Source organism: Vibrio bathopelagicus (genome assembly GCF_014879975.1).
In the GTDB taxonomy this organism is placed as follows: Bacteria; Pseudomonadota; Gammaproteobacteria; order Enterobacterales; family Vibrionaceae; genus Vibrio; species Vibrio bathopelagicus.
Map to the genome: position 1 here is coordinate 2,027,302 of NZ_CP062500.1, position 16,426 is coordinate 2,043,727.

The 16,426-nt window shown below is 42.1% G+C and carries 5 protein-coding genes; all 5 read right to left on the reverse strand.

Features of this window, described 5'->3' with window-relative positions; genetic code table 11:
* Window positions 1–25: 25 nt before the first annotated feature.
* Window positions 26–6,349, reverse strand: coding sequence for a DEAD/DEAH box helicase (locus IHV80_RS08920; RefSeq protein WP_192888780.1), 6,324 nt, complete (start codon window positions 6,347–6,349; stop codon window positions 26–28).
* Entirely contained in the window at window positions 6,350–9,658 is a 3,309-nt protein-coding gene (locus IHV80_RS08925; protein ID WP_192888781.1) for an STY4851/ECs_5259 family protein, read from the reverse strand.
* Window positions 9,659–10,018: 360 nt separating this feature from the next.
* Window positions 10,019–11,197, reverse strand: a complete 1,179-nt coding sequence (locus tag IHV80_RS08930; RefSeq protein ID WP_192888782.1) for a restriction endonuclease subunit S — start codon at window positions 11,195–11,197, stop codon at window positions 10,019–10,021.
* Window positions 11,194–12,789: a type I restriction-modification system subunit M gene (locus tag IHV80_RS08935; protein WP_192888783.1), complete on the reverse strand. Its 1,596-nt coding sequence runs from the start codon at window positions 12,787–12,789 to the stop codon at window positions 11,194–11,196. Before IHV80_RS08935 ends, IHV80_RS08930 begins: the two co-directional genes overlap by 4 nt.
* 168 nt (window positions 12,790–12,957) lie before the next feature.
* Complete coding sequence (locus tag IHV80_RS08940; RefSeq protein ID WP_192888784.1) at window positions 12,958–16,395, reverse strand: DEAD/DEAH box helicase family protein; 3,438 nt, start codon at window positions 16,393–16,395, stop codon at window positions 12,958–12,960.
* Between the last annotated feature and the right edge of the window lie 31 nt (window positions 16,396–16,426).

A 16,426-nucleotide genomic window follows, 5' to 3' on the forward strand; every position in this document is an offset into this window, starting at 1 on the left:
TTTTACCTTTTAACATTTGAAATGCTTACAACACGTTAACTGCTATCCAAGTAGACCAGCTGGCACTATTAGACACCTTCGCCAATTTATAAACCTCAATTAGCCTCTTTATCTGATCGTGTGTATCTCTCATGAAATCAAATCGATGCATCCCGCCAGCGAGATCTAAACGCCAATATCCAAAGCCTTGATCTAGAGTTACTTCAACGATATCACCAGTAGAAAAATGCAATTGTATTGCTCTTCGGTGCGGTACTTCTCGTTTGTTATCAATTATGTTGGTATTTACTTTTTTGCCGGCCATATGAGTCAACCACGCATTAAATATAGCGTCATAATCGTAGCGATCGTTCCAATCATGATTAACAGCAAATGGATTTCTATTTTGTTCATCAAAGCAGCTGTTGACTTCTATTTGGCAATCCGATGTTTCTCCTAGTACTTTGAGAGCCTCAGCTAACAACAACAAAGAAACGGGACTTTGGAGATACCTATCCGAATATGAAATACTTTTCAACTCACCTTCTTTAAGCAGCTTTGCTAATCGCTCATCTTTACTTTTCAATAACTTAATAAAGCCACTGCCGAAGTTTGATAGCGGTCCATTTAATTCAGTCGTGAGATCAACATGAACAGCTCCTAACAAGTGAGTTGGCTCCATGGAGTCTAATTCGAAAGGAGTTGTCGCTATTTCTGGTTCACTATAAGAAATAATGGAAATATCTTCCGCTGTAAGCCAATACTCTCCAGGGGTGGTTGCTTTAATATCAAGGTTAGCTAATGTTGACCAACCGCTACCGGTTAAGCCTTGAAAAACAATCGCCCCACACTCTTTTCCATATCTAAGTTGAACCCCGATTTTTTGTATTTCCCTTAAAAAACTCAGAATTTCTTCAGTAAAATCAACTTTCGAGACGACTATTGAAACAGCTATATTCTTCGCCAATAGTTCATGTAATTTTGATTTCATCAAGACAAGAGATGTATCCCAACTTTCGACTTCAGAAGAAAGAACAAACAAACATTCCGATACTTTCTCATTGAGTAAATCGGTTAGTTGCGCCTCAATAGTTTGAGGGCAGTATTTTCCATCATTGATAAGGTTTTGGTGCTTAGTAGCAAGTGATACGTAGTGCTTAAAATCATCTCCTAACCATTCTATTGCTAACATGCGATCGAGTTTATCGGTATCGTGTCTCGAATCCGACTCTAAAAGACATTCAGGACAAAACGCGTCACAATGCTTCCTACAATCAAGTTTTCCAACTAATCCATTTAATATCTTAGAGATATGAAATGGCGCGGAAGTCGAAAATCCGGCACCGCCGCCCACGCTGTCGAACAGTTGTAGCACTAATGCGTGTTGATTCTCACCAATAACTGTTGGCCTAACGCTATACTGGACCTCATTTGTAGACACTCCAAGTTGTTCGATTAAACACTTTCGTAATGCCACAGCTAATGTAGTCGCGACTTTCCGACCCTGCTCATTATCAGGTATGTATTCACCCGTTTTGGGGTTTTTAATCACCAGCTCAAATACATCGGTTCGAGAGTTAATACCTAAATGAATTGAAGACATTATCTTGGCTGACCCATCACAATCAGCGTGTCGACCTACTTCATCTTTATCGAACTTACTAGGACGCGGGGGCTTATGTGTTTTTTCAAAGTTAAGCGCATTTGGCAACTCACCTTTCGCTGTCATCGACTCTGCGCGGCCACAAGCCATACATAACGCGTATCCTTTACCAGACAACCCAGAACTATGATGGAAGACCTTTCCATTAGTATCCGCCACCATATAACCAAGTGAAGGCATGGGTAATGGTGTCGCTGTACCGGATGCAATAACCCAAGAAGGTTGTACTGGAACATAATTATTATTCGAAATATTATTTGTTGGCTCTCGATAATAATCAGTGACAAAACCTGTAGGTTGAATCACTTTTTTTCTACAGTCAGTATTATCAGGAATACTTTGTCCACAAGCGATATTGGTACACACGAGAGAATTTGAATCAGATTGTATTTCCAGATCCGTTTCGTAACCTGTCTGGCCACAACCTGGACAACGCCAAGCTAAGTCAAATTTCTGTGAATCCTTCGCGCCATCAACGTGAATTTTCTGCCAGTTAAGAGAAATGCCAGCCGCCCGATGTACTCGCCCATCAAGAACTATTTCTGAACCTGGAGCGTATTCTCGAATTGCAACAGCTAGATTTCGGCTTGGTAACCCTCGATTGATAGAAACATTATCCTCTCGATCAAGTTTACTTAGATTCCTAAATTGAAGCTGCCTTCTAAAATCGACGATATTATCGGTATCCAAGTTTACGACATCAGTAGGGAATCCATATCCAGGCAGGAACGCCCTTGTCGCTAAATCCCGTAGTAAGTACTCTCTACATAAACGGGACTTTTCACTATTTAGCTTAAAAGCGTAAGGTCCATCTGGATCAACACCGACTAATTCATTTTCTATGTATTGATACTCTTTTAGCCAACGCGTGGTTATTTCCTCTATTTTCTTTGCCGAGCGCTTACAGATTTGTGTCAAAGGAATTTTTTTCAACTCAGTACCTTCAATTAGAGTAGATAAAGCTGATTCAAATCTCTTATCACACGTTTTTAGCCAATTAATATAACGTTCTGCTATAGATTTTTCACCGTTAAGCTTCGCATTAAACCACTCAAGATCTAAGTTAAATTTCTCTTTATTCGTTAATCCAACCTCTTCAATTAAGAAGCGCCCCATCAAAAATGAATTCACATGGCGCTGCACCAATTTCTCAGACGAAAATTCAACATGAGGAGCTGGTATAACGGTAGTAAATGGCCATTTCGGGTTATTAAAAACCAACGTATCATGAGGGTTACTTTTACACAGCGTATAACTTATCGCTCTAGATTCTTTAGATCGACCAGCGCGACCTGCTCGCTGAAGATAGTTCGCAGGGTGTGGCGGCACATTGTTCATCACTACCGCTGTAATACCCCCGATGTCAACGCCCATTTCCATTGTTGTTGAGCAATTGAGGACATTTTTCCTGCCAACTTTAAACTCATCCTCATAGATTTTAAGTCGCTCAGCGGATTGTTGCGCAGAGTGTTCTGCTGAAGCATAGTAAAAACCACCCTCTACTGTTCGGTCATTAATGTCCGTCCACAAATTCTGCTCTCTAAGTGATCTCACTTCCGATGATTTTTCAATATCCTTGCGCGTTAGAATCAATGAAAGTAAGAAGTCGTCACTTCCTTCAAAAGCCCATACTGCGGGAAGTTTCACTTTTTCACATAGGTTGCTATATAACTGGCCTTTAAACGGAATATAAGGAGTGATCCCTTTAAACGTAGTGTCCAACAGCTTGTTCGTAATCGGGCATATATAAGCCGAATTCATCAAAGAAAAGCTGACATTAGTCAGGTTCAAACTATATTGTTTGTCTGCTGTTGAATCTTGTAAAATTTTTGATCCAGTTAATGCATTCCATGCAGAAATCAACCAACCATTAACCGTGTCTTCTCCTAATGTACTCGTAATATCAATTCCTGTGGCAACAGTGAGCAGAGTGATTATACGTTGTTGACGTTTACTGCCTTTTCGCACTAACGGCCAACTCTTCGCTCTGTTTTCATCGACATCACTAGCATCTGGCCCTAATAATGTTTTAGGTGAAAAGTGCATACCGATCCAACGAATCCATTCACGATCAATGGTTATATAAGAGTTTTCGCGGACAAAAAAATCCAAACAAACTTTAAGGTAATCACGCCAATCTTTTACCGTTAGGCCGTAATTCTCCCAAAGCTCCGGAACAACATCGATTTTATCCAATCCTGGGTAGACTATTTTGACCAACCCCTGAGTCTCTAGACTGTTTCTATTTTTTGGCCGTCTCGCAAACTCTCTCGTCAATAGCATTTGAGTGAGTCGTAAAGGTCCGGTCGAGTCATCGAAAATTTCTGGCGATAGCCGCTTGTTCTCTTTTAACATCGACTCTTTTAGATCGTTATCTTGCTTAATAACAGCTGCCAATTCAGACCAAGGGATCGTTTGAGGCAAAGGTATAGCAACCGAACTACTGACAACATCAATATATTCTTTTAGTGCCTTTGCATCTTCAGGCATGGATTGTTCGATGGATGGCAACATGACTCGTAATTTGTCGATAGGCATACTCAAGTAGTCCTTTACGCTGTCGAGTAACGCCTCATCTATAACGACTTTCTCTTCAACATGCCTGCGAAGCTCCTTAAATACTAAACCTCGCAATCGAGAGCGCTCTGCTTCTTGCTGCATTCGAATGGACATTTTTGCCGTTCCTTGTCGGCTATCGGTAAAAGTAATTAACCGACGCCCTCGACCCGGGACAGAATTAGGACCTATTTTGGATTCTTTATCGACTTCAATATCCGGACAGTATTCTAATACTGTTGGTACCGCATTTGCTGTATAAAATGGTGCACCCAACAACCCTCTTCGTAACGCTTTACTGTACTGACCTCTACCTGAGTAACCACATTCGCAACATTGTTGTGATTCATTCATCGACTTCGATAAGTGAATTGAACTATTATCCAAAAACTCTTCACGACCTGCATTATCAAAGCCTGTTAATAGGTAATCATCATTCTGCTTTGAGCCAATAACGACTTGAGTATCACTTGCCGTTGTCTTTTTGGAAAACTGGTCTGAGCGCTCCTCATCTACCTCTTTTTCTTCTTCATCAAGTAGCGAAAATTCATCGCTTATTTTCCCGGTACATTGTTGCAATTGACCATTTTGGTCTATGGCTAATAGGTGTGGTTCATTACAATCATTGCAAAATGTCAATTCAAGTACTGCAGACCCACAATGACATTTCTGACGATGTTCACTATAAACAAGACCAAATGGCCATGCGCCATTCAGTTTAGACTGTTTCTTATTCGCACAATTTGGGTCAATGCAGCACCACAAACCATGCAATGTGCGCTGAAAATAGTGAGCTCTAAGCTTTAAAAAGGCCTCACTGTTATGAAACTGCTTGGTTCCGGTACAGATATCTAGCCATCGGCATAATTCTGCTTCGTTTAAATCATAAGGTTGTAATTTATCAAGCAATTCAGCGTAATGTACCGGACCTATATTGTCGCCAGCTAACAACTCTCGTATTCTAACGGCTAGTTTGGAACTCGCTAAAGCAGAGTATCGACGCTCTGATACTTCCGAGTTTTGACTTAGCTTCTTCTCTTTAGGTTGTTCACCTTCTGGATCTATCGCTTCTATTTCACTGATGGTTAGGTTTGCTGGTGTTACTTTGGGTAAGCCCGGAACAACGCGTCTCCCCCCAATGACGGCTACCTGCTCTACGCCGACATTAGCTAGCCTAGCGAGGTATTGTTTAAGTTTCGTTTCTGCTTCAGCGCCCGCAATTGTTGCGGACGTAGCAATAAATCGAATATCCTCTGGCTTAACATCAAAAGCTTGCATCACACGTCTTAGCTGCAAAGCAAGTTCAGCGGCTTGGGAACCAATATACGTATGCGCTTCATCTAATACGATCCAACGCAGCTTGCCCTGCGATTGCTGGATAATGGGAGCATCTGCTTGCCTCACCAACATATACTCCAACATGGTTCCGTTGGTGACCAAAATAGGAGCCGGGTTGTCTCGCATCAACTTTCTCGAAAGCACTTCCTGAGGCTGATTTTTTTGCCTTTGCCTATCTTGAGCTTTAAGGTCATTAGGCGTATTACCGTTATACAGACAAAAACGAATATCACCGTTAAAGTGTGTCGTCCAAGCATTCAGTCGTTCTTTCTGCGAGTTTATTAACGCATTCAAAGGATACAAAAATAGTGCTCTCACCCCGGTTAGCGAACTGTTGGTCTGTTGTGTTTCTCGATACAAATCTTCGAGAACTGGTACCATGAAACACTCTGTTTTACCCGAACCTGTACCACTGGTGATAATTTGGGATTGGGGGCGAGGGTCAAGCAGACCTCTCCATGCTTCTAGTTGATGTTTGTACGGCTTTATCTCTCGATTCAGAACATACTTACACTTGCAGCTACTGTCTCTTTTACACCCCTCTTTATGCGGTGCTACATCTAGCGCGTCTAGTAGCTCTGGGCTGAGTAGGTTGTTATATTCGGGGGTAGAAAGGTCTTCTATCGTTATTTCGTCTGCTTCCCAAGAGAACATTTGCTCAAACACTGGGCCGTGAACAAATTTTTCATCCGTTTCCATTCTCTCGCTTAAATGGTTTCTAAGCGCCGGGTTATTGATACCCAAAATACTTAAAGTTGACTCTTTTGCTCGGCTATTAGCTTGTTGTTTTAGCGTGGAAAAATATTGCTTCATTTAAGCTTCCTCTTGGGAAAATACGCACAATGCACTCTGAAATACGGGGTTAAACCAATGACGGTCAAACTCGACAATCTGTCGTAGATGGAAATAATCTATGGGGTAAAGTGACGGGGACAATTCTTCCAGTTGCACTTTTCCACACGCCATTGCAGCGGCAAAAATAGGGAAATAAAGCACGCTTTTGTGTGAACTTCGGTTTACTTCAAAATGAATAAGCGATTCGCAATGTTTCTGGCACCATGTTTCTAAGTCATAGCCAAATACTTTAGGCCATTCACGGTCAGACAAGTGAACTCGCATCAAGTCCTGGCTCCATTTCGGTAGAAAGTATTGAAACACAGCTGATAAATTGGTTGTTTGCTGAGTAAATTGATCGTCAATTAGTGCTCGGCACTGCTTTTCAAACAATGGGGTAAATTCAGAAAGAGTTTCTAGCTTGCTCTTAACTTTGTTATCCACCACTTTTTCAGGCAGCCCTATATCTAGCAACATCTGGCGATACTTAACAGTATGTGACCGCCAAATACTCAGCGGTATAAGCTCCCAAATAACATTGAACTCAACTTTCAAACGTTCCATTAATTGAGCGGGGTTATCGGCTTTAAACGCAAGAGCCGATAAGCAAGTCGTATTCGTCACTATTGCCTTCCACACTTCAAAGGTCGCCATCGGAAGATGCGAGTAATTAGCAAACAAATCGTTGATAAATCGCCAGCTACTGTGATTAAAGTCATTCGCTAACATTGGGAGCACATCGGCTATCGCGTTTGGGTTAGTTACTGGATGAAATAACGCAACCGCCTTATTTAAAGTTTTAACATCACTAGAGTGTTCAATAGGCTCACGACTTGGGATAAACTTCGCGCGAAAAGCCAACTGAGTCTTGTTTGAAGGAACGATTAACGCTGGCTGAGATAATTTTGTATTTAGCTCGAATACGCCTGTCGCTACGCCATTGGAATATCTTTGTTGAAGGGCGTGCGGTTTTTCTGCTGGGTCAGCCAAATTAATCAATTCTGGCTTAATAATGAGCTCTTTTTCCAGTTTTACATTAAAGCTCACAGTGTCAGTTAGCTGTTGAGCTTCTGTGGCATATCGTCCAATGATAGTTTGTTGTTCTCTACAACCCGACCCTCCAATAACCATTCGGATTTCATCATCAAGTTCACCAGATGCTGCCAATAGTTCGCGAATTCGATGGCGAAACTCATATAAGCTGACCTCTAGCACCTTATCTGCAACCTTGTACTCCCAATAATAAGACGCATCACGAGACCTCGTCGGCCCTTTCAATTCAATATGGTAACTTGCCGCTACATCTACACGCGGGAAAAACTGAATACGTGCACCTAATAAATCATCGATGGTGATACGATTGGCTAGACCGTTACCATGTTTGTCAAAGGTTAACGCTCCTGAGGCTGGAAAAGGTACCCGTACTTTTATCGGGTCAGCCATCAAGTTAGCACTGATTGAGAGAATAATATCCGCTGGCGGTGACCCTTCAGCTGTCACCGTTATTCTCTTGCCACCTTCTATATTGGTTTGTTTATAGGAGACCTGTTCGCCTTCTATGGATACAAATAAGTTCCTTTCACAATGAAGATCGACAAAACCACTATTAGCCTGCTTAGACGGCTTAAGTTCAATGCCGAATGATTGCGGAAGAATAGCGAGGCGTTTACGAAGCATTGTTCGATTACCACTCGCCTTTAAACGTACTGATTGGATACCAAACAAGCCAGCTTGATGCGTTTCTCCTAGTGGTTTATTACCTAACCATAATTCTGTATGCGCTTCTTGGCTGGTAATGGTTGGCAACCCCAGATAGATAGGTTGTCCAGTACTTGAGTAATATTGTAATTTGACACCTCGAACGCTCACTTGCTCTGCTAAGACTGCAGACTGTCGCGTTGATATTACATAAGTATCATGCTCATCATCTTCAGTATAATAATCAACCTTAATTTCCCCACTAAAGTGGACAAACTGGCAGTGTTCTGTCGTTACTGATGTGCACAATTCTGGAAACTCGGCAGTGTACGTCGAACCTTTTGATAAGATAGCTTTCAGTTGATCTGCTTTAACATTTACACTTCCTTGTCCAACGACCCAATCATGTTCACCGTCTGACTTAAGCACAATGGGCATCTCATTCATAGCGAGATCAGAATTAGCGATTTCTTCACGATGAAGCTCAACACCGGCTTGCAATACGACTAAGTACAGATCTTGCTCCATAGCTTGGCGACGAAATTCACAAGCAGGAGTTCGTAAAATAACCTTCGTCGTTTCTCCTTCAAAGGTTGTATGACCAATGCCTAGCTCTGCAATTACTCTATTGCCTTCTTGTATAAATAACTCAACTCGACTGTTAATCAATGCTTCGCGTTTAAAAGGCATAGGTATCGCCTTCATCAATTTAATTTGAGCAACAAAGCCCAAATCATCATTGTTCGAAAGCCTTTGCCTGCAAATAATTCGTTTTGTTTGTTGTGATTTATCTTTTCGCTGAACGGAGGCTGAAGTCAGCAAGCCAGTGAGAAATTCACTTCCGGTGTCTACATCAAGCGGGATTGGAAATAGATCTCGCCAATTGGGTAATTGGGTGTCTAAATGATTGGCTGGTTGCTCTTGTTGTTGCAGGTTGTATTCGTCGGTTAAACGCAGCAATAGCTCCGCCATATTAGTGATAAGATCAACCGTCGTTTCTTGTCTAAATGCCTCAGGTAAATGTTCAAGGCCCTCCGACACTAACTGAAAAGGCGATTGACCAAATTCCTGAGCGTCGTCAAAAACCCTAAGAATACGTTTAAAGATTGTTTGGAAACGGCCGCCTTCACTCGCTAGCAGCCCATAGGGCAAACCGCCCTCTCGAAACACTGAACCAAGAAAACTATGCCTTTCATCGTTATATTGGCTAACCGTACGCTGCCAATATTTAAAACCTGTTTTTATTACCTTACTACGTTGGTTAGCATCTAACTCAAACTCTAAGCTACTTGATATACCACTCCAGCTCCATCCACCTTGATATTGACGTCGATACCATTCAGCACTAAAAAGGCAAAAAGCGGCACACCAGCTACTATCTCCATGCAACCTTGTTGGCAATTTTTGTTTTTTTAAACTGGTTCGTAAGTGATGATATTCGGATTCTGATAGCTGATAGGTAAAGAGCGGCTGACCTGTTGGCTGAGATAGTTCTCGCTTCGTCAAAATGGCTCGTAGGCAACCATTAACCGAAGTAAAGCCGAGTATCGCACTTGTAGGTTCAAATGCGCTGGGGGACGTAGTATCCATTAATAACCTAACCTTATTTACTTAACCTTAACTGTAAGCCGGCCAAATACTTCGCACTTAGCCATTTTTATACAAGCCAATGCATTGCAACAAACATTCCGATTAGTAACAAGTTGATTTATCAAGGAATAAGTCGGTAATCACACTTTAACTTTGGAAGTTAAATTACCAAGGTGTAATTAATTTTACGGTTAAGTTTAGATAAAATAGATTATTTGGATAGCCACTAATGTGGTGAGTACTATTGCGATCTAGGGCCGTTGAAACCACCAACGGAAAGCAATGCTGTTTAACGTTATTTAAAGTAGAACAGACCTAACCTTTGATCAAAAAAGAGGCATCCGAAGATACCTCTGAAATTTATAGTTGGCCTGAGAAAGCTTTTTGGGAAAGACTATCGAACAAAGGAAAAGCGACTTGTTTATTAGTTTTAGTATCTATATCTAAGACTTTACCAACAATATCGCAAAATTTCTTTTGTAGTTCCATCGGAGGAACTATTAAAGTTAGATTTTCAACCTGCTGTTTTGTTAAAGCCTCTCGTGTAGCGCCTCCAGATGTAGCGATTCGCATCAACATTTGCTTAAAACTCGTCGAGGTTATTAGCCTCTTCGCAAATTCTGGTAAAAGTAACTCCCTATCAACACGTATTATACAAACGTGTTGGTTTACTCGAGCGGGTAATACGTTGCTTGGAACCATTGTACAACGACATACGGACGCGCCTGTAATATTCAAAAGAATATCTTGCTCTTGAACGACTACATTTTTAAGCTTTTCAGCCTGTTCGTTTGATATAAATGCAAGATCTTTATAGATAAAGGTATTATCATGCACATTAAGGCTTCTTATGAGAGAAATCCCGGCGCTCAGATAAGCTTCCTTCCCTCCGCGTGGAGTTGACCCACTACCAAGTTTTGATGTTAAATCTTGAAGCTTACGAACACCCCACCCCTTCGGATTCGTTACCGGATCACCAAACATATCCAAAAACACGCTGCGTAAGAACTCATCGGCAAGGCCAATGGCTTGCTTTCGTTTCTGGCGAATTGCATCTGCTTTATCCAAAATAGCAGCAATGCGCTTTTGTTCGTCTAGTGGTGGGAGTGGGATTTCAAAATTCTTAAGAAAAGTACCTGAAATATTAGGTTGTGCACCGCCTGAACCTGCTTTGACAAAAGCTGGTTTACTATGCTTCAGCAAGTAATACAAAAAGACAGAATCAACTTTCTCGGTAGGAATGAATGCAGCACATGCTTGATTAGTTGCTGCTTCAATATCAAGAATAGAGCAAGCTCCTATCGTTGCACCATACATTGCAACCAACACCGTACCTTTTGGGTAAAGCCTTGCAGAAGAACCATCCAATCCCTCTTGAGTAATAAACTCGCTAGCCGAACGAACATACTTATTATGGAGATCTCCAGTTTTTACCCAGTGGATATCTCCACCATCGTAATATTCCGACTTTTTGCGAGATGGGGTCCCACCCGATGTTACCTTAAATAGGTCGCCTAGCTTAACTAAAGGCCAACTCATAGCATTGACTCCAACTCATTCAAGTCAGCCAAAATCTCATTCTCTAGTGCTTTGAGTTTGCCTAGAACCACTTTTGGTTCTTCATAACTTTCTTGCTCGTACACTACTTCTTTATAGCGATTAATCGACAGGTCATATTTGTTCGACTTAATATCTTCTTTATCAACCAAGAAGGCTTTTTGTTTTTTGTCTGACCATTGCTCAGTTGATTCACCCGCCATTACCGCAGCTTGGTACGCTTTGTACTGCTTAATAAGATCAGGTAAATCGTTCTCTTTGATTGGCGAACGTTTATCGTCAAGTGATTTTCCATCGGCCTGTACATCGTAGAACCAAACGTTCTCAGTACTGCCACCTTTGGTGAAGATGAGAATTGCGGTAGACACACCTGCGTATGGCTTAAACACGCCACTTGGTAGTGAAATAACCGCTTCTAACTGGTTATCTTCAATTAGGTGTTTACGCAGTGCTTGGTGTGCTTTAGAGCTACCAAATAACACGCCGTCAGGCACAACTGTTGCGCTACGCCCACCGATCTTAAGCATGCGTTGGATCAGAGCAACAAACAGCAGTTCGGTCTTTTTAGTTTTGACGACTTTTAGAATCGCAGGATCGACGTCCTCTTCATCTAGGCTACCCTTAAACGGCGGGTTGGCTAGGATGATATCGAAACCATTTTTTGCCTCACCTGGGAAACGTTCAATAAAGCTTTGGCTTAATGTATCTTGGTAGTGGATATCCGGCTGTTTTACACCGTGCATTACTAGGTTCATTGCGGCAACGCGAAGCATGGTCGAGTCAAAGTCAAAACCGTGGAACATGTCATAATCGATATGGGCGCGGTTTTCAAGCTCGTCACCAGCGTACAGATAGTTAAATACAGGCTTACCATGCACATCTAATACTGGCTTACCTTCTTCGTCAAATGCTTGCTCTTTCTCAGTGCCTTCTGGTGAAGAGTATTTCTCTAACAGGTATTCGTACGTCGATGAAAGAAAGCCGCCAGTACCACAAGCAGGGTCACAAATGCGGTGTGTTTCTTCTACATCGAGCATTTCGATCATTGCTCGGATGATATGGCGCGGTGTACGGAACTGACCGTTAATACCTGCGGTGGTCAATTTTGAAAGCAGGTACTCGTACAAATCGCCTTTTACATCTTTGTTTTCTAGCGGCAGTTCGCTCACCAATTCTACCGCTTTGACTAATAGCGATGGCTTTTGGATCATCAACTGCGCGTCTTTCATAAATTCAGCAAACAAGGTGTCATCGCTGGTCAGTTCTTTAAAGAATGGAAATAGCTCGTCTTTAACCAATGGGTAAAGATTTTCCGCACCTAAGTGACGGAAATTTTCCCAGCGGATATGTTGCTTGTCCTTCTCTTTATCTTCACTAACAGGAAAGCGGCGATTAAATGGCTTACCAGTACGAGCGCTGCGCTTCTCATCGTTACGCTCATTCATGTCTAACATACGGGCGTACATCAAGTAAGTAATTTGCTCAACGACGGTTAAAGGGTTGGTGATACCACCAGTCCAGAACTCTTCCCATAGCTTATCGATTTGGCTTTTTAGTGCACCTGATGTAATCATTATTCATTCTCTTAGTTTTTCGCTTAACTACTTGCTCAATTCTTCGGCAAAGCGAGTTCGGGAACAACCAGCGGGGTATTCAGAGCCTTAATTCAAGGCCCTAACTCAAGGTAATAGTCGCTGGTTTAATGGTTGTAGTGTAATCAGCTTGCTGGCTTAACCAAAGGGCTAATTCACTGCTTTCTCGACGCTTGATTGTTTATTACCCAAATGCACGCTAAAGCGGCGAACAAACTGTTCAACTATGTCTGCTTGCGCAGGGTTAGGGAAAACTCCGTCTAATCCCGCATCATCAACTTGATTAAATGGTGCGTCATAAAGAGCTTCAATATCAACGCTGCCATAACGACATAAGTGATTCTTGAGCATACCGATAAAACGCTGCTGTCTTGAGTTCAAGTGAGTATGAACTTGTTGAACGAATGCGGTAAATTCATGCTCAATTTGTTGTTCATCCATTCCAACTATCGTTCGCAGGATTTGATCCAACTCTGCTGTTGATTCAGGGAAGAACTCTTTAAGTGTATGTAAATCCACATTTGGGTTTTGTGTATGCACCAGTGCATTCAGTGTTGATAAATCAGCTTCTGTCACCGCTTGCCCACCACGTATTTTCTGTAGCACAGTGTTAGATTCAAACAGTGGTGTCAGTGTTTTTTCAACTTCTTGACGGTAGATCTCGTAATCCACAGTGATGATGTCGGTTTTAATCTCTTGCGTTTCATACAGCCCTGAATCTTCTTGCAAGTCAATAATGGGCGTTTTCGGTGCAGGAGGCGCTACGCCTTTATCGCGTAAATGGATAACCGTACGTAAGTTATGACGACACGCTTCTACCGCAAAATAATCGGCATCACTCAAATAGTTGGGTTGTTGAATCTGCTTAATCGTGCTCGCTTTGCTACGCACTTCATTTAGATGCATCGACAGACTGGTAACTTTATCCAATATTGGCGGCACTTCTAACTCGACTTTACTCGGCTGTTGCAGTTTGGTGAGTTGCAGTTGTAAGAGTTGCAGGTCTAAACGCAGCGCTTCACTTTCACCAGTGGTCTTCTTCCACTGCATCAGAGGCGCCATTTCATCAAAGAGTAACGCTTTAGTATCTGGCGCCATCTGCATTAAACGCTTTTCTTCACTCAGCTGTGCTTTTAGTTTCCATTTCTCACGTACCGCGATGGTTTGATCATTTAGAGAGTCAATGTCCGCCTTAATCTGCGGTATAACGTCGGCAAAGATTTCCATCTCTGCTTTTTTAAGCGCTTCGACGGCAAGCACTAATTTGGCTTCAAATACTTTTTGCGCCAAAGATTTACTTTGCGTTCCTTCATCCTCATCTGGGTTCATTTTGAAATGCTCAAAGTTGCCCCAGTGGTCGAAGACGAGGAAGTGCTTTTTATCTAACCCTGGTCCGTACAAGTTTTCACATAAACGCGTACCACGCCCTACCATTTGCCAAAATTTCACTTTTGATTTGATAGGCTTAGCAAAGACCAAGTTAACACATTCAGGTACATCTATACCGGTGTCTAACATATCAACTGAGACGGCAATGGTAACTTCATCATCGTTCCCTTCAGTACTTTTGAAGTTGTCGATAAGTTCTTCTGCTCTCTCATATTTTGAGTGGATAACTCGGCAGAAATTTCCACCCATATCTGGGTACATTTCACTAAACAACTCAGCTAGCAGTTCGGCGTGAGCTATGTTTCTTGCAAAGATAATCGATTTACCAGGAAGTTGGTCATCCACATCTTTTAAACCCATTTCCATTAGGTTGCGGATGATTGCTCGGTTGGTATCTTTATTGAATATGGCTTTATCAACCTGCTTCGCATCGAAATCCAGAGTGTTTGGATCAATACCTTGATCTTCTAGTTCTGCAATCTGCTCATCCGTCAGTTCGCTTGCCTTAATGCCGTCACGTAAGAATTGAGTTGTGTGAGTAACGACTTTAAATGGAACTAAGTTTTTCTCTTCAATCGCTTGCTCAAGTGGGTAGTTCGCCGTCGGCATTTTGTAATCACAGCCGAACAACTGACTGGTTGAGCGCGAAATCATCTCAACAGGAGTCGCGGTTAAACCCACTTGTAATGCATCGAAATATTTGAATAGCTCGCCGTACTTGTTGTAAATCGAACGATGCGATTCATCAGCAACGATCAGGTCAAAGTGGCCAACATCATACTCTTCATAATTTTGGATCATACCCGGATAGGTCGCGATAACAATACGCGCCTTTGAAGCTAGTTCTTTCTTACTTTTACCTTTGATGAAAAGCGGCTCTTTAGTGTGCTCATTAAACGCATTACCAGCCTGTTTACGTAGCTCTTTTCGGTCACATAAGAACAGAATACGTTTCGCCCAACCTGCATCTAACAAGCGCTTGGCTAAAGCAATAGAGACTCGCGTTTTACCCGTCCCGGTTGCCTGTACAATAAGGGCCTTTCGATGCTTGTCTGAAAAGCGCTCACAAATACGGCTGATGCTTTCCATTTGATATAAACGACCCGCAACTTTTGTATCAATGGGTGTGCTGTTTAAATCTTTCTTTATTTCTCGTTGAAGAATCAGATATTGAAGGCTGTCTTTTGAGTAATAGCCAAAAATCAGTCTAGGTGCGTAACCCTGAGCATCATCCCAAATATAGATTTCGTAACCGTTAGTGTAGAAAATGACTGGGCGCTGGCCGGTACTTGCTTCTAGTGCATCTGAGTATAGTTTCGCTTGCTCACGCCCTGCATTGGCATCTTTTCGAGTACGCTTAGCTTCAATAACTGCTAATGGTTTGCCATTATCATCCCACAATACATAATCGCAGCGACCTTTGCCTGTTGTGGTTGGTTGGCCGTCGACTTCGTACTCTTTTGACACCTGTTCCGTGCTTTCATTATCAAGAGCGACATCCCAACCTTCACTGCGTAATTCAGCATCAATGAGACGCTTACGAGTTTCGGCTTCATTAAAGTCAAAGCTGCTTTTTAGTGACAGGGTATTAGTGCGAATTTTATCGGCTTTAACGTGGTCAGTTTGCTGCTTCAGCTGAGCGGCTTGTTTCTGAGCTTCTAACTGCGCTTGCTTTACTTCTTCTAATTCTTTTAGCGCTTTCTTAAGAAGGTCATCATTTTGGTTAAGCTTCTGCTGTAACAGTTTGTTCTTTCTCTTGAACTCAGCTTTAGACTCTTCACCCGTTGGTGCATTGTCTGGAACAGTAAATTTAGGGCAACCTTCTATATCACCGTCGCCATAGGCCATATAGAGCCAGCAACCAATAAAGTAAGACTCTTTCAACAACCAAATCGAATCATGTTGTGAGACTTTCCCTTCATGAGCAGCTTTGTTGCCCCCCTTGCGAACAGCGTGAAACTTATCAGCAATGGTTTTATCAACAACCGAGGTAAAAGCGCCACTGACAAGTTTGTCGTGCATTGAAGCATTGGGAGCAACAGGTAGGTGAAGTTCTTGGTATAGGTAACCAACAATTTTTTCAACATAACAACGTAGCTTCACGAGAGCACTTTGCGGGTCAACAACGGCATACGTTTCAGCAAAAGCACCAAGCTCAGCTAGCTCTGGCCACTGTTCTCTCAAATGTTCAAAATTCATAGACTTCTTCACCTTTCTGTCTCCTAAGATG